The organism is Arthrobacter sp. Bi83, assembly GCF_918698095.1.
Taxonomy (GTDB): Bacteria; Actinomycetota; Actinomycetes; order Actinomycetales; family Micrococcaceae; genus Arthrobacter.
Map to the genome: position 1 here is coordinate 10717 of NZ_CAKKLY010000041.1, position 16943 is coordinate 27659.

Here is a 16943-nt window from a genome sequence, read left to right on the forward strand (position 1 = left end):
CCTGCCCTACCGGGATGCTACCGGGAAATTTCGCCGGGTGCGTCGCCGCCCCGCAGGCGGCGCAGTAGCTTGCGCCGGCTCGGACCGGCTGCCCGCAGCGGCCGCAGCGCTTCCGCTGCTCCGTCGAGCCGTTAGTCATGATCGGTCCCGGCATGGTCTGTTTGCTTCCCGGCGTCCCCGGCTGCCGTGCGCCGCACTGTGGCCGACGCCCACAGCCGCCGGACACTGAAGGCGCCCCTCGCATTGAAGGCGCCCCTGACATTGGTGGCGCGACGGCGGTTGAGAGCGCTCCGGGCGTCGCCCAGCAGCGATCTCGGCGAGAAGCGCGCCTGCTGGCGCCGCCAGAAGCCCACCGTTCCAGTCATTTCCTTGAGCGACCCGTCAACGATGGTCCAATACTCGCGGACATCTTCCTCGCTGGGTTGGCCGGCGCCGAAAATCGAAGCGTCCGCCCGGTGCGCAAGCAGTGTGGTGGTGGCACTCGTGCTCGGAAAGGTCTCGGCGACCATGGCTGCCGACTCACGCCGCGTCGCGCGGCTGTCCACGGCCGCGCCCATGTCGGTGGCCAGACTCAGCACCTCGTTCCAGCCGCCGCCCACGCGTTGCGCAGGGTGTCCGTCCGTGAATCGGGCCCTTCGCCGCCGCGACTTCAGCAGGGCGATGAGCACCAGCGGGATGGCAAGGATTCCGAGCGGAATCATGGCAATGCCGATGGCGCTGAGGATCGGTCCCCAAAAGAGCCACGGGTTGTTCTTCTTTTCGTCGGCGTCCAGCGCGTCAGGTGAGGAGTCCGGTGGAAGATCGGCCGGTTCCGGCGGCGGGGGCGGTGGCTGCAGGACCTGAGGCTTGGGCTTTGACTTATTTTCGGGGTCCGGCGGGATGGGGATGTTGTCCTTGGGCGGCGTGGGGTCGAAGGTGACCCAGCCGACACGGTCGAAGGCCACCTCCACCCAGGCATGGACGTCCTTGCCCAGGATCTTGATTTCGCCGGCACCGTTTTCGGGGCCCTTCGGGTCCGGGTAAAAGCCCATGACCACGCGCGCGGGCATCCCCAGGTGGCGAAGCATGAGGGACATGGCGACGGCGTATTGTTCGTCGTCGCCGAGCATTTGCTTGGCAGTCAGCAGGTCGCGGATGCGGGCGGCGCTGTGTCCGGACACGCTCGGCAGCTGTCCGTCAGCGATGAGTCCGTTACTGAAGGCACCCGCCTTCTGGAAATGGGCTTCGATCTGCCGGACCCGGTCAATGGCCGTGGGGGCATCGGCCGAGAGATCGTTGGCCTGGGCACCAACCACCGGCGGGACCTCGGAGGCGTCCGGGAGCGTCACCTTGGCGAAGTCGTATTGGGTCAGCTGGCCGTGTTCGAGTTTTACCGGATCCGAGACCTGGACGGTGTAGGAATCACCCGTGGACAGGCCTTTCGTGGTCACTGCCGTGTCGGTTCCGGAATTGAAATACAGCCCTGACGCAGCGCTCGCGGAGCCCGGGGCGAAGCTGAGGCCGGTGGTCTTCCTGCCGCCGGGAACGAAGTAGCCCTGGTAGTCCGCCACCGTGATGTCCAGGGTGTACTCGTTCGTGGGGACAGTTCCCGTGGGATCCGCCAGTGTGTTGATCGACTTGGCGTCGCCCACCTTGCTGAAGTTGCCCGACCCGTTCGGGTCCATGGTGTAGTTGGTGCCGTTAAAGGCATCGAGCGCGCCCAGCCGGACCCGGGCATCCTTGGGGAGCCCCTTGACGACAAACAGTGCGTCGTCCTTCTTGTCCTTGACGAAGTTGCGGAAGCTCGCCAAAGGCGTGACGTAGTCCTTGGGATCAAACGGCGGCACAACAACGTTGCGCAAGACCCTGCGTTCGTCGCCTGCGGAGATCAGTGGCGATACAGCTGCCGTGACGCCCACCGTCGCCGCAATGACGGCGGCCCCCGCAGCGAGCCGCCGCGTCCGGACCCGTGCTGCGGTATCGGCGTCGTGCTGGGGACGGTTGACCGACACCTTGCGCGTGTCGGTGCTCCGCAGGCAGTCCCGGCGGAAGGACGCCCACGCAATGGCCACCACAGTCAGGGCAACGCCCCTTTCCACCGTCAGGAACCCCGCATTGGTGCTGAAGGCGATGCCGGTGACAAACAGGAGCAGCACGGGCAGCAGCGGCCAGTACGGGCTCCTGAGCCGCCAGGTCAGCACTCCTGCGGCAACCGCGGCGATGAGCGAGCTGAGGAAGGGGACGATCAGCACTCCCCCGGCCTTACCCACCGGAACCCCGACGGTGAGCATGTCCTTCCAGGCGAAAACGACTCCCAGAAGGAGCGTCCGAAGCGAGTCCGGGCTCGGGATGACTCCGGCGATGGCTGCGCCCGGCACGGCGAGGGCGGTGCCACAAACCAGATACGCGCCGAGTGCCAGGGCGGTGGTGATCAGAAGCCCCAGCCGGAAATGCGCGTTGCAGGCAGCAATGGCCAGGCCAAGAATGATGCCGCCGAATCCTGCCACGAGATAGTACGGGTCGCCGCCGAAGCTGAGGCTGAACCCGAGGACGCCAAGGCCCAGCAGGACGGTGAGCGCACCGGCGTCGAGCAGGAAATGCCACGGCGGCTGGCCGCCGGCGAAGGCGGACGACGGCGGCGAAGCCTGCCGCCGCCGTCGGAGTCCTGTTGCCTGGCTCATGCGGCTGCCTTTCGCAGGACGGCGGGAAGGTCTGACAGGTCGCCGAGGGTCAGCACCGTAAGGTCGGCGATATTCGCCCGCGCCGGTGCAGCATGCTCGTCCACCCGCACGGCAAGGCTGCGGACGCCCGGCGGCACCGAGGCGGCCGCAGAGCGGAGCTGGGTTGGCGTCACACGGCTGCCCACCACGAAGAACACGACGGACGCGTTGGGGACGGTGTCCGCCAGGGTCCGGGCGAGGTCGACGGCGGTCTTCCGCAGCGGGGTGCCCACGATCCGGGTCATGCCGTCGAGCATGGTGCGGCCCGTCTCGCAGCGGAGCGGCCCCGCCTGTGTCAGGACGTCCAGTTCGCGCTGTTCGCGGATGGCCTGCCGGCCGATCGAGGCTGCCGCGGAGATGGCCATTTCAAATTCGTGTTCGGAGGCGTACTCATCGGTGTTGATGGACAGTGAGACGGCCAGGTGGGCGCGGCGGGTTTCCTCGAACTGGCGCACCATGAGCTTGCCGGTCCGCGCGGTGGTCTTCCAGTGGATGTGGCGCCGGTCATCGCCCGGCACATAGTCGCGCAGCGCGTGGAACGATACGTCTGCGCTGGAAAGATCGGTGGTGGGCATGCCCTCAAGGTCGCGGATGAATCCGGCCGCGGAACCGGCCAGCGCCACCGTTTTCGGGTGGACGTAGAGGTCCTCGGGCTCCGTCCAGAGGACCTGGCGGCGCAGCAGGTGCAGCGGATCGGCCCGGACAGAACGCACGGGCCCCACCACGATGACCGAACGGCGTGCAGTGGGAATGGTGAACAGGTCCTCGTGCACCTGCTGCGGCTTCATGCGCGGCAGGTGGAAGACGGCCGTCGCCGAGCCAACCGGCAGTTCCAGATCTGCGGGCAGCAGAGGCCGCGCGGAGGTGTTGGACACCACAATGCTCCCCACTGCGCTGTCCCCCACCGCCACCCGGGTACGGGCCAGATCCAGCAGGACGCCGTACGAGGACCTGCCCAGGATAAAACCGACGGCGATGACGAACAGCACGAGCGCTGCGATGGCCGCGGCCTTGGCCTCCTGCCAGCCGTAAGCCTGTCCGGCAGTCCACAGGAGGACCGCTGCCCCGACAACAGACCAGCCGAGGACGCTCACGACCGCCAGCACGGGCTGGATACGGCGTGTCCACCACCGGCTGACCGCACGCCAGGCCGGAACCAGGGCCAGGCCGGCTATGCTGCTGGCCTCTGACCATACTGCCGACGGGTGAAGCCTGCCGGGCCCGCCTGCCTTCGTGACGGGCCGCCCTTCGCCGAAGGGGCGCCGTTCGCCGAACGGCCGGCGGATGCGGTCAGCAAGCCTGGTAAAGGGAGTGCCGGAGGACATGTGGAAACCTTTGTTAGCGATGCTTCGGTGGGTGTCGGTTCGGTAGCTGCCGTGCTTTAGGGGCCGCGTCCTAGACTGCCGCGCGCTGCTGCGGAGCGGCGACGTCGGCCAGTACCCGGGAGAGGACGGCCTCAGGGGTGGCCCCGGAGAACTCGGCCTCGGGGTCCATGACGAAGCGGTGGGTCCAGACCACCGCCGCGAGGTCCTTGATGTCGTCCGGCAGGACGAAATTGCGCCCCTGGCCCGCCGCCCAGACCTTGGCTGCCCGGACCATGGCCAGCGCGCCGCGGACGGAAACGCCGAGGCGGGTCTCCGGGGCATTGCGCGTCTCCTCGCAGACCCGGGAGATGTACTCGAGCACCGCGGTGTCCACGTGGGTGGTTGCGGCGAGGTCGGCCATGTCCGCCACTGCCTGGGTGGTGATGACCGGCTGCAGGCCCTTGGAGCGGTCCCTGAGGTTGGTGCCGCCCAGCAGCTGGACCGTGGAGGCGTGGTCCGGGTACCCGATGGAGGTCTTGATGAGGAAGCGGTCCAGCTGTGCCTCGGGCAGCCGGTAGGTGCCGGCCTGCTCGATCGGGTTCTGGGTGGCCATCACCATGAACGGGCGGCCGGCCTCGTAGGTGGTGCCGTCCACCGTAACGCGGGATTCCTCCATGACCTCAAGCAGCGCCGACTGGGTCTTGGGCGATGCGCGGTTGATCTCGTCGGCAAGGACGATGTTGCTGAAGACCGGGCCCTTGTGGAACTCGAACTTCTGCGTTTTCTGGTCGTAGATGGTCACGCCCGTCACGTCCGAGGGCAGCAGGTCCGGGGTGAACTGGATACGGTTGTTGGATCCCTTGACAGTCGCTGCCAGGGCGCGAGCCAGCGACGTCTTACCGGTCCCTGGGGCGTCCTCGAACAGGACATGCCCCTCGGCGAGCATGGCTGTGAAGGTCAGGCGGATGACGTGAGCCTTGCCCAGAACCGCCTGCCCCACGTTGGCCACGAGCTTCTCAAAGGTGGCTGCAAACCACTCGGCCTGCTCGGTTGTCATGGTCATGTGTCGGTCCTCTTCCATCCGGCCTGCACTTGCAAGCTAAATCCGTGATGCTTCATGTGTCCTGCGTGGCTCGAGGGATCAGCACTGGCCCACGCCGGGGCCTCTGACGTCCACCGTGATGCCTTTGACGTACCAGCCGGAGTGCGGGCCGCCGTTCATCTTGTACCACCGGCCGTTGTTGTTGTAGATGTCGGCCCAGCAGGGTGTGGCGATCCAGCCGTCCGAATAGGACACCCAGTTGGCGTCGCTCCCGCCGCAGCTGCGGGTTGCGGCGTTGTACCGGTCCGGGACGCCTGGCTTGCCGGGGCAGCTGTTGTTGTCGCTTCTCTTGACCCTGACCTCAGTCAGCGGAGGTGCGGGATCGGCCCCCGAAGTGGAGGCTGCGGTGTCGGCCGCGCCGCAGTCCTTGATCCCGTTGGTGCCGTTGCAGGCGCGGACCGCCAGTGTATGCCGCTGGCCCCAGCCGCCGCCGGAGTGGTTGTACTGCCGGGTCAGGCCGACGGACTTGAAGCCGGTGCCGTCATAGTTGACCTCATAGCGGTTGATGGGCCGCCCGTTGTTGTTGGGTGCGCTCCATGTCCAGTGCACCTGGGGGTCTCCCTTGGCAGACGTCTCGCCGGAAACCGCCGGCGTGGCGGGCGGGCCGTACGGCACTGCTGATCCAATCGCCTTGGCGTCCCCGGACACGTTGTTCTTAGTGGACGTGGCGATGATGTTGACTGTCACGTTCCTGCCGTTGGGCTGGTTCGTGATGGTTCCTCCGCCGGCGGCAATGGGCCCTGAGCCGTAGGCGGTGGACCAGCGGTAGCGGATTTCATCGGCTTGGGAGCCGTTGCGCTGGGCTTCGGTCAGCGGCGTGAACGTCACGTCCAGCTGTCCGCTGTTTCCCGGCGCGCGCACGCTGCCGCTGTTGGCCGTGCCCGGCTTTCCTGCAGCGCGTATGGCCGCCGACTGGGCGCTGGTCCCGGACGTTCCCGCTTTGTTGGTGGCCGACACAGTGAAGGTGTAGTCGGTTTCGGAGTTTGCCACCGAAACGTTCAGGGACGTTCCGGAAGCCACCTGCTGGCTCTTGACCGCGGTCCCTCCGCGCAGTGTTGTCAGCGTGTAGGCGGACACGGCGTCGCCGTTGTTGTTTGGCGCGGTCCAGTTCACCTGCAGCTGGCTCTGGTTGCCCACGGAGCCGGCGCCGGAAACTGTCGGCGCGGCCGGTGTCACGGGGACTCCGGCTGGGGTTTCCGCGGCGGAGTAGGGGCTCCATTCGGAAGGGTCCTTGGCGTCGTTCTTGGCCAGGACGCGCACTTTGTAGGCAACGCCGTTCTGGAGGCCCTTCCAGACGTAGGTCGCGGCCGTGAGGTTCTGGATCTGCGCATTCTGCCCGGCGGGCGCCGGCGAAATCTCGAGGTCGTAGGACTTGACCGGCGAGCCCTTGCTGGCCGGCGCCTTCCACGTGATGGTGAGCTGCTTGTCGCCAAACTTCATCGCGGGAGCAAGAGGGGTGTCGGGCTTGACGTCGGGGCGGACCTCAGCCGAGACCGGCGAACGATCGGAGTCGCCGAAGTCGTTCGTGGCCGTGACCTGGAAGTGGTATTTGGTGTTGTTCACCAGGTTGTTCAAAGTGCACGAGTTGGCCGGGCAATCCTGCCGGTAGCCGCCCTCGCCATAGACCGTGTACTTGGTGATGGGTGAGCCGCGGTCCGCGGGTGCGGTCCAGTTCAGCAGGGCGGTCTGGTCACCGACACTTTGCGCCTGCGGCGTGGTGGGCGCAAGCGGCTTGTCCTTGACAGTCAGCCGGATCCGGGCCGTGGCGTAGCGGGAGGCTTCGTCGGTCTTATCCGCCACGGTGTAGGACACAATGAGCGTTCCGGAAAAACCGGCCGACGGCGTGACCGTCACCGAGTCCCCCGAGGTGGCCGCCGAGCCCTGGCCGGTTTCGGTCGCCACGCCAATGATCTTGAGGGGCACGTCCGGGAAGGGGTTGGAGTCGTTCGCCAGCACCTTCACAGTCACGGGCTTGCCGGCCGCCGCATCGGCCTCGATGTCGTCGTTGGCCACCGCCTTGGCGCGGTTGGAGGCAGTGACAGAGAGGCGGAACGTTGCGACGGCTTCCAGCCCGCGCGGGTCCTTCGCCTTGACCTGCACAGAGCCGGCCTCGCCCGGACGCACCCCGTCCCTCGCCGAGACCTTCAGGGATGCGCCGTCAATGTCCGCGCTGAAGCCCTGCGGCACCGCGCCGAGGACTTCGTACTTCATGTTCGGCACGTCGTCCCGGTCCGGGTCGGAGGTCAGCCCGGCCAGGTCTGTGCGCGCTGAGTCGCCCTGCGGGACGTCGACGGCTCCGCCCAGCAGCGCAGGCGGGTTGTTTCGGTTCGGATCAGGCAGGACCTTGGTCCGGATGCTCAGGGTGGACTTCAGGCCGGCAGGATCATCAGGGCCAGAGCCGTCCGTGACTTCAAAGCTGATGGACCCCGGGCCCACGTAATCCTTGCCTGCGGTGTACTTGACTGCGGTGCCGTTGCCTGCCACGGGGTCGCTGCCGTCCGCCCCGATGAGCTTGATCCGGTCGGTCTGGGTCAGGCGGGGTGAACGGCCTTCCCGGACTTTCACCCACTCCGCCAGGTTTGCCGTGACGGACTGGCCGGCAATGACCTCCAGGACGTCGTCCTTGGCGAGGGTCGGGACCTGCTGCCCGATGCCCGGCACCCAGATAATCGCGGTGGACTTCTTGCCGTCAACGTCCTCGACGCTGTACGGCACCAACTGCGGCTGCTCGGTCAGTTCGACGATCATGTTGCCGTCCTTGCCCGGGCGGGCGGTTTCGCTCCCGCTGGTGACCTTTAGGTTCTCACCGACGCCATCCGGGTCTTCGTCGTTTTTCAGCACAGGGACGTCGACGGCGGTTTTGCCCAGGGTCTGGGCAGACGTCACCCGGTCATCCCTGGCGATGGGCGCCTGGAGCGGGACCTTGCTGTCCACTTGCATGGTGATGGCCGCCTGCGCAGAGGCGCCGCGCTCGTCGGCGACGGTGTAGCGGACGTTGACGGTGCCCTCAGCTGCGGGTGCCTGCAGGAGAATGCGGCCGCTTTGCTTGCTGACTTCGGCCTTGAGTGCGGCGTCCGCCTCGATGCCGTCGCCCAGGATGCGGATCAGGTCGCCGTCGGGGTCGGTGTCGTTGCCGGCGGCGTCAACGGCGATCTGCCGGCCGGGGCGGACTTTGACCTCATCGTCCACGGGCGTGGGCTTCTGGTTGGTATCGCCCCGCGGCGCGATGCCCACGGTCACGGTGCCCGTGTTCACTGCCCCCTGCCGGTCCACCACCTTGTAGCGGAAGGAATCTGTCCCGCCGCCGTCTCCGGCTGCGACAAAGTCGATGAAGTTGCTTCCGGCCGTCGCGGTGCCCATGCCGGGCGTGCTGTCGATGCCGGTGAGCTGGACGGAGTCGCCGTCGGGGTCTATGCCGTCCAGCGGCACCGGGATGCGCACGGTGCCTGCGGCGACTACGCGGGCTGTCAGGTTCCTGGGCTGCGGACGGGAGTTCTCGGCACCCTCCAGGGGCAGGATGTGGATGGTGACGGCTGCAGCGCTCTTCTGGCCCTGCGGGTCCACGGCGTTGTAGATGGCCCGCACGGTCTTGGGTTGGCTTCCGGCGATGAACCGGAGGGTATTTTCCGACACGAAGCTCTTGCCGTCCTCGGCGGCCACGGGCTGGGGCAGGAGCGGGTCCACGGTCAGTTTTTCGCCCTGCGGATGGGTGTCGTTGTCCAGCACGGGTATGGTGACCACGTCGTTGACGCGGACGTTGACTTCATCGGGTTTGGGCTGCGGCGCCTCCACCACCGCAGGAGCGGGAACCGGGACAACGGAGACGCTGCCTGTGGCGGACGTCCTGCCGTTTGACATGGTGTAGCGGAACAGGAACGGGTCCTTGGCGCCGGCGATGTCGGTGATCCGCAGGACGCTGTGATCGAGCACGCTGACCGACGCGGTGGTATTTTCCGGCAGTGAGACGGATTGCAGCACCAGGACGCCGCCGGACGGATCGGAATCGTTGGCGAGAGGGTCCAGGAGCACACTGCCGCCCACCGGCATGAGGGCGACGTCGTGCACTGCCACGGGCTTTCCCGTGTCCTTGCCTGATTCGACGTCCACCCGGATCAAGCCCTGGCTGCTCTGCGGACCGTTGCTGGCAATGTACGTCAGGTAGACGGGGCCGGGAGTCCGGCTGCGGAAGGTGAAGGTCCCGCCGTCCGTGACGGGGCCGAGTTCCGCGGGCCCGCTGGCCTCCACCTGAGCGAGGCGCAGGGCGCCGCCGTTGGGGTCGACGTCGTTCTTCAGGGGCGCGATGACAAGGTCCTGGCCGACGACGGCGGTCACATGGTCGGCGTTGACGACGGGCGCCAGGGCGCCAGGCGGCTGGACGCTCACCACCACTTTTCCGGTGGTGGTGGCCCGTCCGTCCCACACGGATACCGTGACGCTTTTCTTGCCGGCAGTTGCCCCGGAGTCCTGGAAGGTGAGCAGCCCGTCGCGACGGACCTTCACCTGGTCCTGCTCGTTATCGGCGGTCGCTGACATGAGGACGAGGTCGTCGCCGTCGGGATCCGCCCAGTCCGTGAGGATGTTCTGGCTCACGGTCTTGCCCTGCTCCACGAGCAGGGTGGTGGGATCGCCGCGCTTGAAGGCCGGCGGCCTGTTCTCGTCCGGGCCCACCACGTTCAGCGTGACCTTGCCGCCGGCAGACAGCCCGCGGCCGTCGGCCGCGCTGTAGTCGAAGGCCTCCGTCCCGGGTGCAGCGTCGGCGGGGACGGTGATCTGGAACGCTGATCCGCCGTAGATGCTTTCGAGGCTCCCCGATCTTGGGCTCTCGTTCCCCACGGAGGCGGTGAGGACGTCGCCGTCGGGGTCGGAGTCGTTGTCCAGCACGCTCAGGACGGTGGTGCGGCCGGGCCGTACGCCGACGGCGTCGGATTTGGTTACCGGGGGACGGTTCGGTTTGGTGCGGTCCGGCAGGATGTTGATGGTGTTGTTGTCCGCGGATTCCTCGTCCTGGTCATCGGATTGGTTCTTCGGCGGAACCACATCGTCCCAGTTGTTGACCAGCTGCATGTTCTGGTTGACCAGCCAGACGTTCCCGGAATTGACGTCGTTGAGCACCACGACGTCACGGTTGACGCGGAACACGTAGCTTGGCGACGCGCTGGCCTTGGGGACCGCCACGTTTTTGTCGTCCGAGTCGTTGGCGCAGTCGCGGACATACTTGTTTGCACCGGACCAGGCGGCGTGCACGCAGCCGCCAAGTTGCACGGGGGCAGCGGGAACGCCCTGCCCGCCAAAGGTGACGGTCTTCGCCGTCGAGCCGTCCAGCGGCTGCTTCAGCAGCGCCTTGGGAGTGGCCAAGGCCACGGACTCCGACGCCGGACCGGACTGCTGGAGCTTCGCGTCCCGCGCGTCCGGCAAAGCCACCTCGCGGCCGCCCGGAAGGAACAGCCGGCCGGCGGCGGCATCCAGGGCCACCGGCTGGTCCCCCACCACAGCAAGCTGGAGATCGCCCGCGCCCTTCAGTCCGTTCCACGTGCTGGACTGGGTATCAGTGGGTTCGCCGTTGGAGTTCACGGCGGTGACCGTCACCTGCCCGGTTTTGGGATCCGCGGAATAGACCCTGTCATCGGACCCGACGGCGGACACCAGCCCCTGCGAGCCCGCCACCGCCGGATCGCTGGACTCCTCATCGAAGGCATTGACGGTTGACGGCGACATCGCCCACATCTTGCCGGCGGCGGGGTCCGTGACGGAGATGACCTCTGTGCCGAAGCTGACCTGCGCAGAGCCCGGAAGCTTTTTGTCCCCGCCCAGCCGCATGTTGGCCGCAGAAACCTGGTTCAGGGTTGAGCCCGACGCGTCATCAACAAACACTTTGCCGGCGTTCTGCAGGACGTCGAACGTGGTGCTGGCCGGGGTCACGGCTCCGTCCAGGACGCGTGACGGGTAGTTCAGCCGGCCCACGGCGTTACGGGCCTTGCTGACCACCCATACGCCGCCGTCGTTCAGGTCCACCTCGGTGGTTTTGAAGCCAGGGTAGATGACGGCGCCGGCCACGAGGGCTGCTGCGGCCGCGGAAAAAACGGTACCGGTGATGAGCTTGTTGCGGCGGTTCCTGAGCCCCAGCCTGCCGAACAAAGTTGACACAGCGTTATTATTCCCCCGAAATCACAGCCGCCTGAGTGCAGCCTGCGGGCCCCTGGTGAACACCAGAGGCCGTGACATTCCGCCACTCCCCCATAGAGACGCCGGAACAATTCTGAGTTTCGACTATTACATGGGCGCTGGCGGCTTGTCCAAGGAAAGCCCGGTGCGGGGCTCGCCGTTACCCGGCAAGCCTACCCACGGGCGCTGCGATCCGCGATGGGGAGGGCTGCCCACTGGCCTCAGTCCAGGACCAGGCCCTTGCCCTGGCCCCGTGCCAGCATCACGGGCTGGATCTCGCCGAAGCCGCGGACGTTCTCCGCTTCCTTGGGGAGGAGGACAAAGCGCTCGTCCCGGTCGAGGGCGGCGGCGGTCATGGAGTCCACCAGCACAGTGCCCGGATCAGCCAGCGTCGTCAGGCGCGCGGCAAGGTTGACTGTGGGCCCGTAGATGTCGCCCAGACGGGACAGAATCCGTCCCCACACCATCGCAACCCGGGCCTCGGGAAGGATTTCGTCCCGGGTGAAGGCCTCAGCCAACGCCAGTGAGATCTCCGCGCCGGCCGCGGGGGTCTCGGCGATGTAGAGCACTTCGTCGCCCACGGTCTTCACAAGCCGGCCGCCGCCTACGGAGATGATCTCGGCGCATTTGTTTTCAAACCGCTGCACCAGCTTGGCCAGGGTTTTTTCGTTCATCCGGCGGGAAAGGCTTGTGTAGGACACCAGGTCGGCGAAGCCCACGGCCCGCGCCAGGGGCAGCGGAGCGTCGTCCTCGTCCCCTTCGCGGCCTTCCTCACTGGCTTGAAGCCCGGCCTCGGCCCGGACGGCCAGTCGCTGGACCGCCGCGTTAAGCTGGCGCCGCCACGAGTAGACGAGCATCTCCTCAAGCGGGTCCACAAGCGCGGGAAGCTCGTTCACGAGGCGCTTGCGGGCCATGGCGTCCGTGACGCCCTGCTCATGGACCATGTCCTCCACGAGTGCCTCGATCTGCCAGACCACCATCCGGTCGGTCATCTGGCCGATGGCGCGTGTGACGGAAATGGCTGCCTCTTCGGTGAGCTTGCCGGTGCGGACAAGGTCCACCACGGTATTCAGGGCGGCCTGGTCGCGTTCGGTGAAGGCAACGTCATCGTCACCGAGGTTGGGGAACCCGAGGGCGCGCCACAGCTTCCGCGCCGACAGCAGCGAGAGTCCGGCACCACCGGCCACTTCGCGGCGGCGCAGCTTGCGCTCACCGCCTAGCAGCCTGGTCTCCAGGGCCTTCATGGCTATCCGCTCGGCGGACATGGTTCCGGTGGGAGGAGACCCGACGGCGGCATCGGTCACCTCGCCGGCACCCTGTCCCTGGCTCATGCGCTGATCCTCATCGCTCATCTCTTCCACCTTCTCTCACATCCCGCGGAAACCCGGCGTCGGACTCGTCCGCCGCGTGACCCCATTCAAAAAACTCTTCCTTCGGAAGCTCGTCCAGCGCGTCCAGTACGAACCTGTGAAACGTGGCCACTTCCGGCACATCCCGGAGCACGGCGCTGAATTGGTGCCCGGCATCCAAGGATATAGTCCCCGAGCGCAACATCCGCTGGAGCACGGTCTGGGTGACCGTGACATTACGCACCGACGCCAGGAACACCTGCTGGTCGCGCCGGCGGAGCATGCCGTAGCGCGCCAGTATCCTCCGGTTCGTCAGGAAGTAGCGCGTGCCCTGCCACCGCAGCAGCCGCGGCAGGCAATAGCCGCACATGGCCCACAGCGCGGCGAGCACACATCCGGTCACCAGCCAGAAGGTCCAGTCGGCGGAAACCACCGGAAGCAAGCTCCGCAGCCCGCCCCGGATGATCCAGGCGCTGGCGAAGGCGGCGAGCGCCGGGACGAGAATGAACACCACCGCCGGCATGAACAGCATCCTGGGCTGCGGGCGGGTCACGACTATGACCTGCTCCCCCGGCAGAAGGTCTTTACGCATTGCCGCTTTCCGTGGACGCCCCCGGCGGGGACCAGGGACGCAGGTGGACCACGTCGCCGGCCGTCACCACATGCTCGTGGGCCGAGGCGTCCACCACCAGGAGGGAGCCGGAGTCGTCGAGCCGGGACGCATGCCCGGTGATTTCGTGGTCGCCGGGGAGGTGCGCGCGCACCTGCTGGCCCAGCGTCACCATGACGGCTTCAACCCGCTTGTGGAGTGAGGGACCGCCGGCGAGACCGGCTGTGGGGTCGCCGTCGGCGTTGCAGAAACTGCGGTAGAGCGTGCAGAAGCGGGACAGGTAGCTTTTCAGGAGTGCGGTGCGGTCCACTGTCCCGGCACGTTCAAGCTGAACCGAGGTGGCGGTGGGGACCGGCAGTTCCGGCTCGGTCAGGGTGACGTTCAGCCCGGTGCCCAGGATCACGGGGGGCACGGAGCCGTCCCCCATCGGACCGAGCTGGGCCAGGATGCCGGCGATCTTCTTGCCCCGGACCAGGACGTCGTTGGGCCATTTGAGTTCAGCCCGCAGCCCGGCAGTCTCCAGCAGTGCGTCCCGGAGCGCGAGGGCGGCCAGGAGCGAGAGCCAGGAGTAGGTCTGTGTGGGCAGCGGCCGGCCGTCCGCGTTGACGGGTCGAAGGACGATCGAGACCAGGACTGAGCTGCGCGCGGGCGCCTCCCAGATGCGGTCCAGCCTCCCGCGGGCGGCCGTCTGGTGCTCGGCGGTGAGGACGGCAAGGTCCTGCCACGCCTTAGGCTCGACGGTGACGGCGCGCAGGAGGTCGGCGTTGGTGGAGCCGGTGGTGTCCACCACCTGCAGCTGGGAGATGCCGTGTGCGGACAGGAATTCCACGCTGGACAGGGCATCCCGGTCCAGGGCCGGGCGCTCCGGCAGCCCCTTCGCTCCGGTCAGGTTTTCCTGCGCTTCAGGGCTTTCGTCAGGGCGTGCGGCATCCATAGTTGCATCCTATCGAGTTGCCGGGCCGGAGCGGCCGATCCGGGGCAGCGGCCAGGGAAATCAGAGGAAGATGTCAGGAACCAGCCGATCCTCGGCGGCGCCCAGGCTGTAGGGCCGGAAATCAGTCACGCCCGTGGCGGCAAGCACCTGTTCATCCGTGTAGAAGTTCCCCGTTGCCGCGGCGCCCTCCTTGACGTTGCTGCCGGTCAGCACGGCGTGGGCCGCGTCCGCCATGATTTGGGGGCCGCGGGCGGCTTGGACGATCGCCTCCCCTCCCGGCATGTTCCGGATGGCGGCGGTATCAATCAGGGTGCAGGGCCACAGTGAGTTGACGCGGACGCCGTCCGCTTTGAGCTCCTCCGCCAGGCCCAGGGTGGTCAGGCTCATGCCGTACTTGGCCATGGTGTAGGCGAGATGCATGCCTGCCCACTTGGGGTCAAGGTTCAGGGGCGGCGAGAGCGTGAGGATGTGGCCGCCGTCGGATTTTCGCAGCGCAGGCAGGGCCAGCTTGGACAGCAGGAAGGTGCCCCGGACGTTGATGTCCTGCATGAGGTCGTACCGCTTCATGTCCACTGCGTCCGTCCGGGACAGATCAATGGCTGACGCGTTGTTGATCACTATGTCGATCCCGCCAAAGTGTTCGACGGCGGCGGCGACTGCGCGCGCGACGTCGTCGTCATTGCGGACGTCCCCGACCAGGGGAAGAGCCTTTCCGCCGGCGGCTTCCACCTCCCCGGCGGCGCTGAAGACAGTGCCCTGGAGTTTCGCGTGGGGCTCGCCGGTCTTGGCCAGCAGCACCACGTTGGCACCGTCGCGCGCCGCGCGCAGCGCGATCGCCAGGCCTATGCCGCGGCTCCCGCCGGACATCAGAATGGTGCGGCCCTGAAGCGAACCGGCGGCTTGGTAGGGCGTTGCAGTGGGAGGAAAAGCATCATCGCTTGAAGTCATAGGGACACTCTAGCCGCATTATGTTACCGGCGAGTAACATGCATGTCCCCGCCGCCGCCCGGACGAAAATTGTAGGATCCCTACAGCGGCCTGCGCAATAAGCGTCACTAGACTAGCCATCAGGGCCTTTGATTTGTACGGAAGCTACTTAACGGAGTTTCTCACCATCGCAACAGGTGCCCGCGTTACGCTGCTACAGCACCGATCAGCTACAGAGCCGGAGACACTTCATGAGCCACGATCTGACCACGACGGCGGGAAAGATTGCCGATTTCCGCGACCGCCAGGCCAGCGCAGAGCAGCCCTCCGGCCCGGAAGCGATCGAGAAGCAGCATGCCCGCGGCAAGAACACCGCCCGCGAGCGCATCGACCTGCTCGTGGACGCCGGCTCCTTCGTCGAGTTCGATGCCCTGGCCGTGCACCGCTCCACAGCGTTCGGCATGGAAAAGAAGAAGCCGCTGGGCGACGGCGTCGTGTCCGGCTACGGCACCGTGGACGGACGCCTTGTGGCGCTCTACAGCCAGGACTTCAGCGTCTACGGCGGTTCGCTGAGCCAGGTTAACGGCGAAAAGATTGTCAAGGTCCAGGAGTTCGCGCTGCGCAACGGCTGCCCGGTGGTGGGCATCAACGACGGCGGCGGCGCCCGCATCCAGGAGGGTGTGGCCTCGCTGGCGATGTTCGCGGACATCTTCCGCAACAACGTGCACGCCTCCGGCGTCGTCCCGCAGATCTCCCTCATCATGGGCCCCTGCGCCGGCGGCGCCGCGTACTCCCCCGCCCTCACCGACTATGTGGTGATGGTGGACAAGACCTCCCACATGTTCATCACCGGCCCCGACGTCATCAAGACCGTCACCGGCGAGGATGTGGACATGGAGACGCTGGGCGGCGCCCGGCAGCACAATGCGACCACGGGCACCTCCACCTACCTGGCGTCGGATGAAGCCGATGCGATCCTGTTCGTCCGGGAACTGCTGGACTTCCTGCCCTCCAACAACCTTTCCGAGGCTCCCGTCCTGGAGCACCAGCAGGACCTGGAGCTCGACGACGACGACCTCGCCCTGGACACGCTGATCCCGGACTCGGCGAACCAGCCGTACGACATGCGCAAAGTCATCGAGCAGATCGTCGATGACGCCCACTTCCTGGAGATGCAGTCCCTGTACGCCCCGAACGTGATCATCGGCTACGGCCGGGTCGAAGGCCACACTGTCGGCATCGTGGCCAACCAGCCCATGCAGTTCGCAGGCACCCTGGACATCTCGGCCTCCGAGAAGGCAGCACGCTTTGTGCGGCACTGCGACGCCTTCAACATTCCCATCATCACCCTCGTGGACGTGCCGGGCTTCCTGCCGGGCAAGGACCAGGAGTTCCAGGGCATCATCCGCCGCGGCGCCAAACTCCTGTACGCCTACGCCGAGGCCACGGTGCCCAAGCTCACCGTGATCACGCGGAAGGCCTACGGCGGCGCCTACATCGTGATGGGCTCCAAGAAGCTCGGCGCCGACCTCAACCTCGCCTGGCCCACTGCCCAGATCGGCGTCATGGGCGCTCAGGGTGCCGTCAACATCCTCTACCGGCGCGAGCTCGCCGCCGTCGCCGAGGCGGGCGGGGACGTTGAGGCCAGGCGCGCCGACGTCATCCGGCAGTACGAGGAGGAGCTGCTCAACCCGTACCAAGCTGCGGAACTCGGTTATCTTGACGCGGTCATCGCCCCGTCGGACACCCGGCTGCAGATTATCAAGGGACTCCGGGCGCTCCGCGACAAGCGCGCCAGCCTCCCCACCAAGAAGCACGGAAACATCCCGCTGTGACCCCGGCAACCGATCCATCGG

At 66.9% G+C, this 16943-nt stretch carries 9 protein-coding genes; 1 reads left to right on the forward strand and 8 read right to left on the reverse strand.

Translation table 11 applies throughout. The features are described from left to right. Positions 1-131: 131 nt before the first annotated feature. The 8 genes from LQ144_RS17120 to LQ144_RS17155 form a co-directional block, all read right to left on the reverse strand. Complete coding sequence (locus tag LQ144_RS17120; protein ID WP_230119906.1) at positions 132-2660, reverse strand: transglutaminase-like domain-containing protein; 2529 nt, start codon at positions 2658-2660, stop codon at positions 132-134. After that, complete coding sequence (locus tag LQ144_RS17125; RefSeq protein ID WP_230119907.1) at positions 2657-4024, reverse strand: DUF58 domain-containing protein; 1368 nt, start codon at positions 4022-4024, stop codon at positions 2657-2659. Before LQ144_RS17125 ends, LQ144_RS17120 begins: the two co-directional genes overlap by 4 nt. Positions 4025-4094: 70 nt before the next feature. After that, positions 4095-5066: a MoxR family ATPase gene (locus tag LQ144_RS17130; RefSeq protein ID WP_230119908.1), complete on the reverse strand. Its 972-nt coding sequence runs from the start codon at positions 5064-5066 to the stop codon at positions 4095-4097. A gap of 78 nt (positions 5067-5144) precedes the next feature. Next, entirely contained in the window at positions 5145-11249 is a 6105-nt protein-coding gene (locus LQ144_RS17135) for an Ig-like domain-containing protein (protein WP_230119909.1), read from the reverse strand. Between the two features lie 239 nt (positions 11250-11488). Beyond that, positions 11489-12598, reverse strand: coding sequence for an adenylate/guanylate cyclase domain-containing protein (locus LQ144_RS17140; RefSeq protein ID WP_230119924.1), 1110 nt, complete (start codon positions 12596-12598; stop codon positions 11489-11491). Positions 12599-12608: 10 nt separating this feature from the next. Beyond that, on the reverse strand, positions 12609-13208 hold the full coding sequence (locus LQ144_RS17145; protein WP_230119910.1) for a PH domain-containing protein: 600 nt from the start codon (positions 13206-13208) through the stop codon (positions 12609-12611). Continuing rightward, the gene (locus LQ144_RS17150; protein ID WP_230119911.1) at positions 13201-14160 is read right to left on the reverse strand and encodes a biotin--[acetyl-CoA-carboxylase] ligase; all 960 of its coding nucleotides are present in this window, start codon (positions 14158-14160) and stop codon (positions 13201-13203) included. The genes LQ144_RS17145 and LQ144_RS17150 overlap by 8 nt, the downstream gene beginning before the upstream one ends. A gap of 60 nt (positions 14161-14220) precedes the next feature. After that, complete coding sequence (locus tag LQ144_RS17155) at positions 14221-15108, reverse strand: NAD(P)-dependent oxidoreductase (RefSeq protein WP_230119912.1); 888 nt, start codon at positions 15106-15108, stop codon at positions 14221-14223. Positions 15109-15338: 230 nt separating this feature from the next. Between LQ144_RS17155 and LQ144_RS17160 the strand changes: the two genes are divergently transcribed. Then, on the forward strand, positions 15339-16922 hold the full coding sequence (locus LQ144_RS17160; RefSeq protein ID WP_230119913.1) for an acyl-CoA carboxylase subunit beta: 1584 nt from the start codon (positions 15339-15341) through the stop codon (positions 16920-16922). The last annotated feature ends 21 nt before the right edge of the window (positions 16923-16943 follow it).

Excerpts from the sequence above, each read along its gene's own strand:
- LQ144_RS17150 (WP_230119911.1), bottom strand. The coding sequence starts at position 14,160 with ATGGATGCCGCACGCCCTGACGAAAGCCCTGAAGCGCAGGAAAACCTG.
- LQ144_RS17160 (WP_230119913.1), top strand. The coding sequence starts at position 15,339 with ATGAGCCACGATCTGACCACGACGGCGGGAAAGATTGCCGATTTCCGC.
- LQ144_RS17155 (WP_230119912.1), bottom strand. The coding sequence starts at position 15,108 with ATGACTTCAAGCGATGATGCTTTTCCTCCCACTGCAACGCCCTACCAA.
- LQ144_RS17120 (WP_230119906.1), bottom strand. The coding sequence starts at position 2,660 with ATGAGCCAGGCAACAGGACTCCGACGGCGGCGGCAGGCTTCGCCGCCG.
- LQ144_RS17145 (WP_230119910.1), bottom strand. The coding sequence starts at position 13,208 with ATGCGTAAAGACCTTCTGCCGGGGGAGCAGGTCATAGTCGTGACCCGC.
- LQ144_RS17140 (WP_230119924.1), bottom strand. The coding sequence starts at position 12,598 with ATGAGCCAGGGACAGGGTGCCGGCGAGGTGACCGATGCCGCCGTCGGG.
- LQ144_RS17125 (WP_230119907.1), bottom strand. The coding sequence starts at position 4,024 with ATGTCCTCCGGCACTCCCTTTACCAGGCTTGCTGACCGCATCCGCCGG.
- LQ144_RS17130 (WP_230119908.1), bottom strand. The coding sequence starts at position 5,066 with ATGACCATGACAACCGAGCAGGCCGAGTGGTTTGCAGCCACCTTTGAG.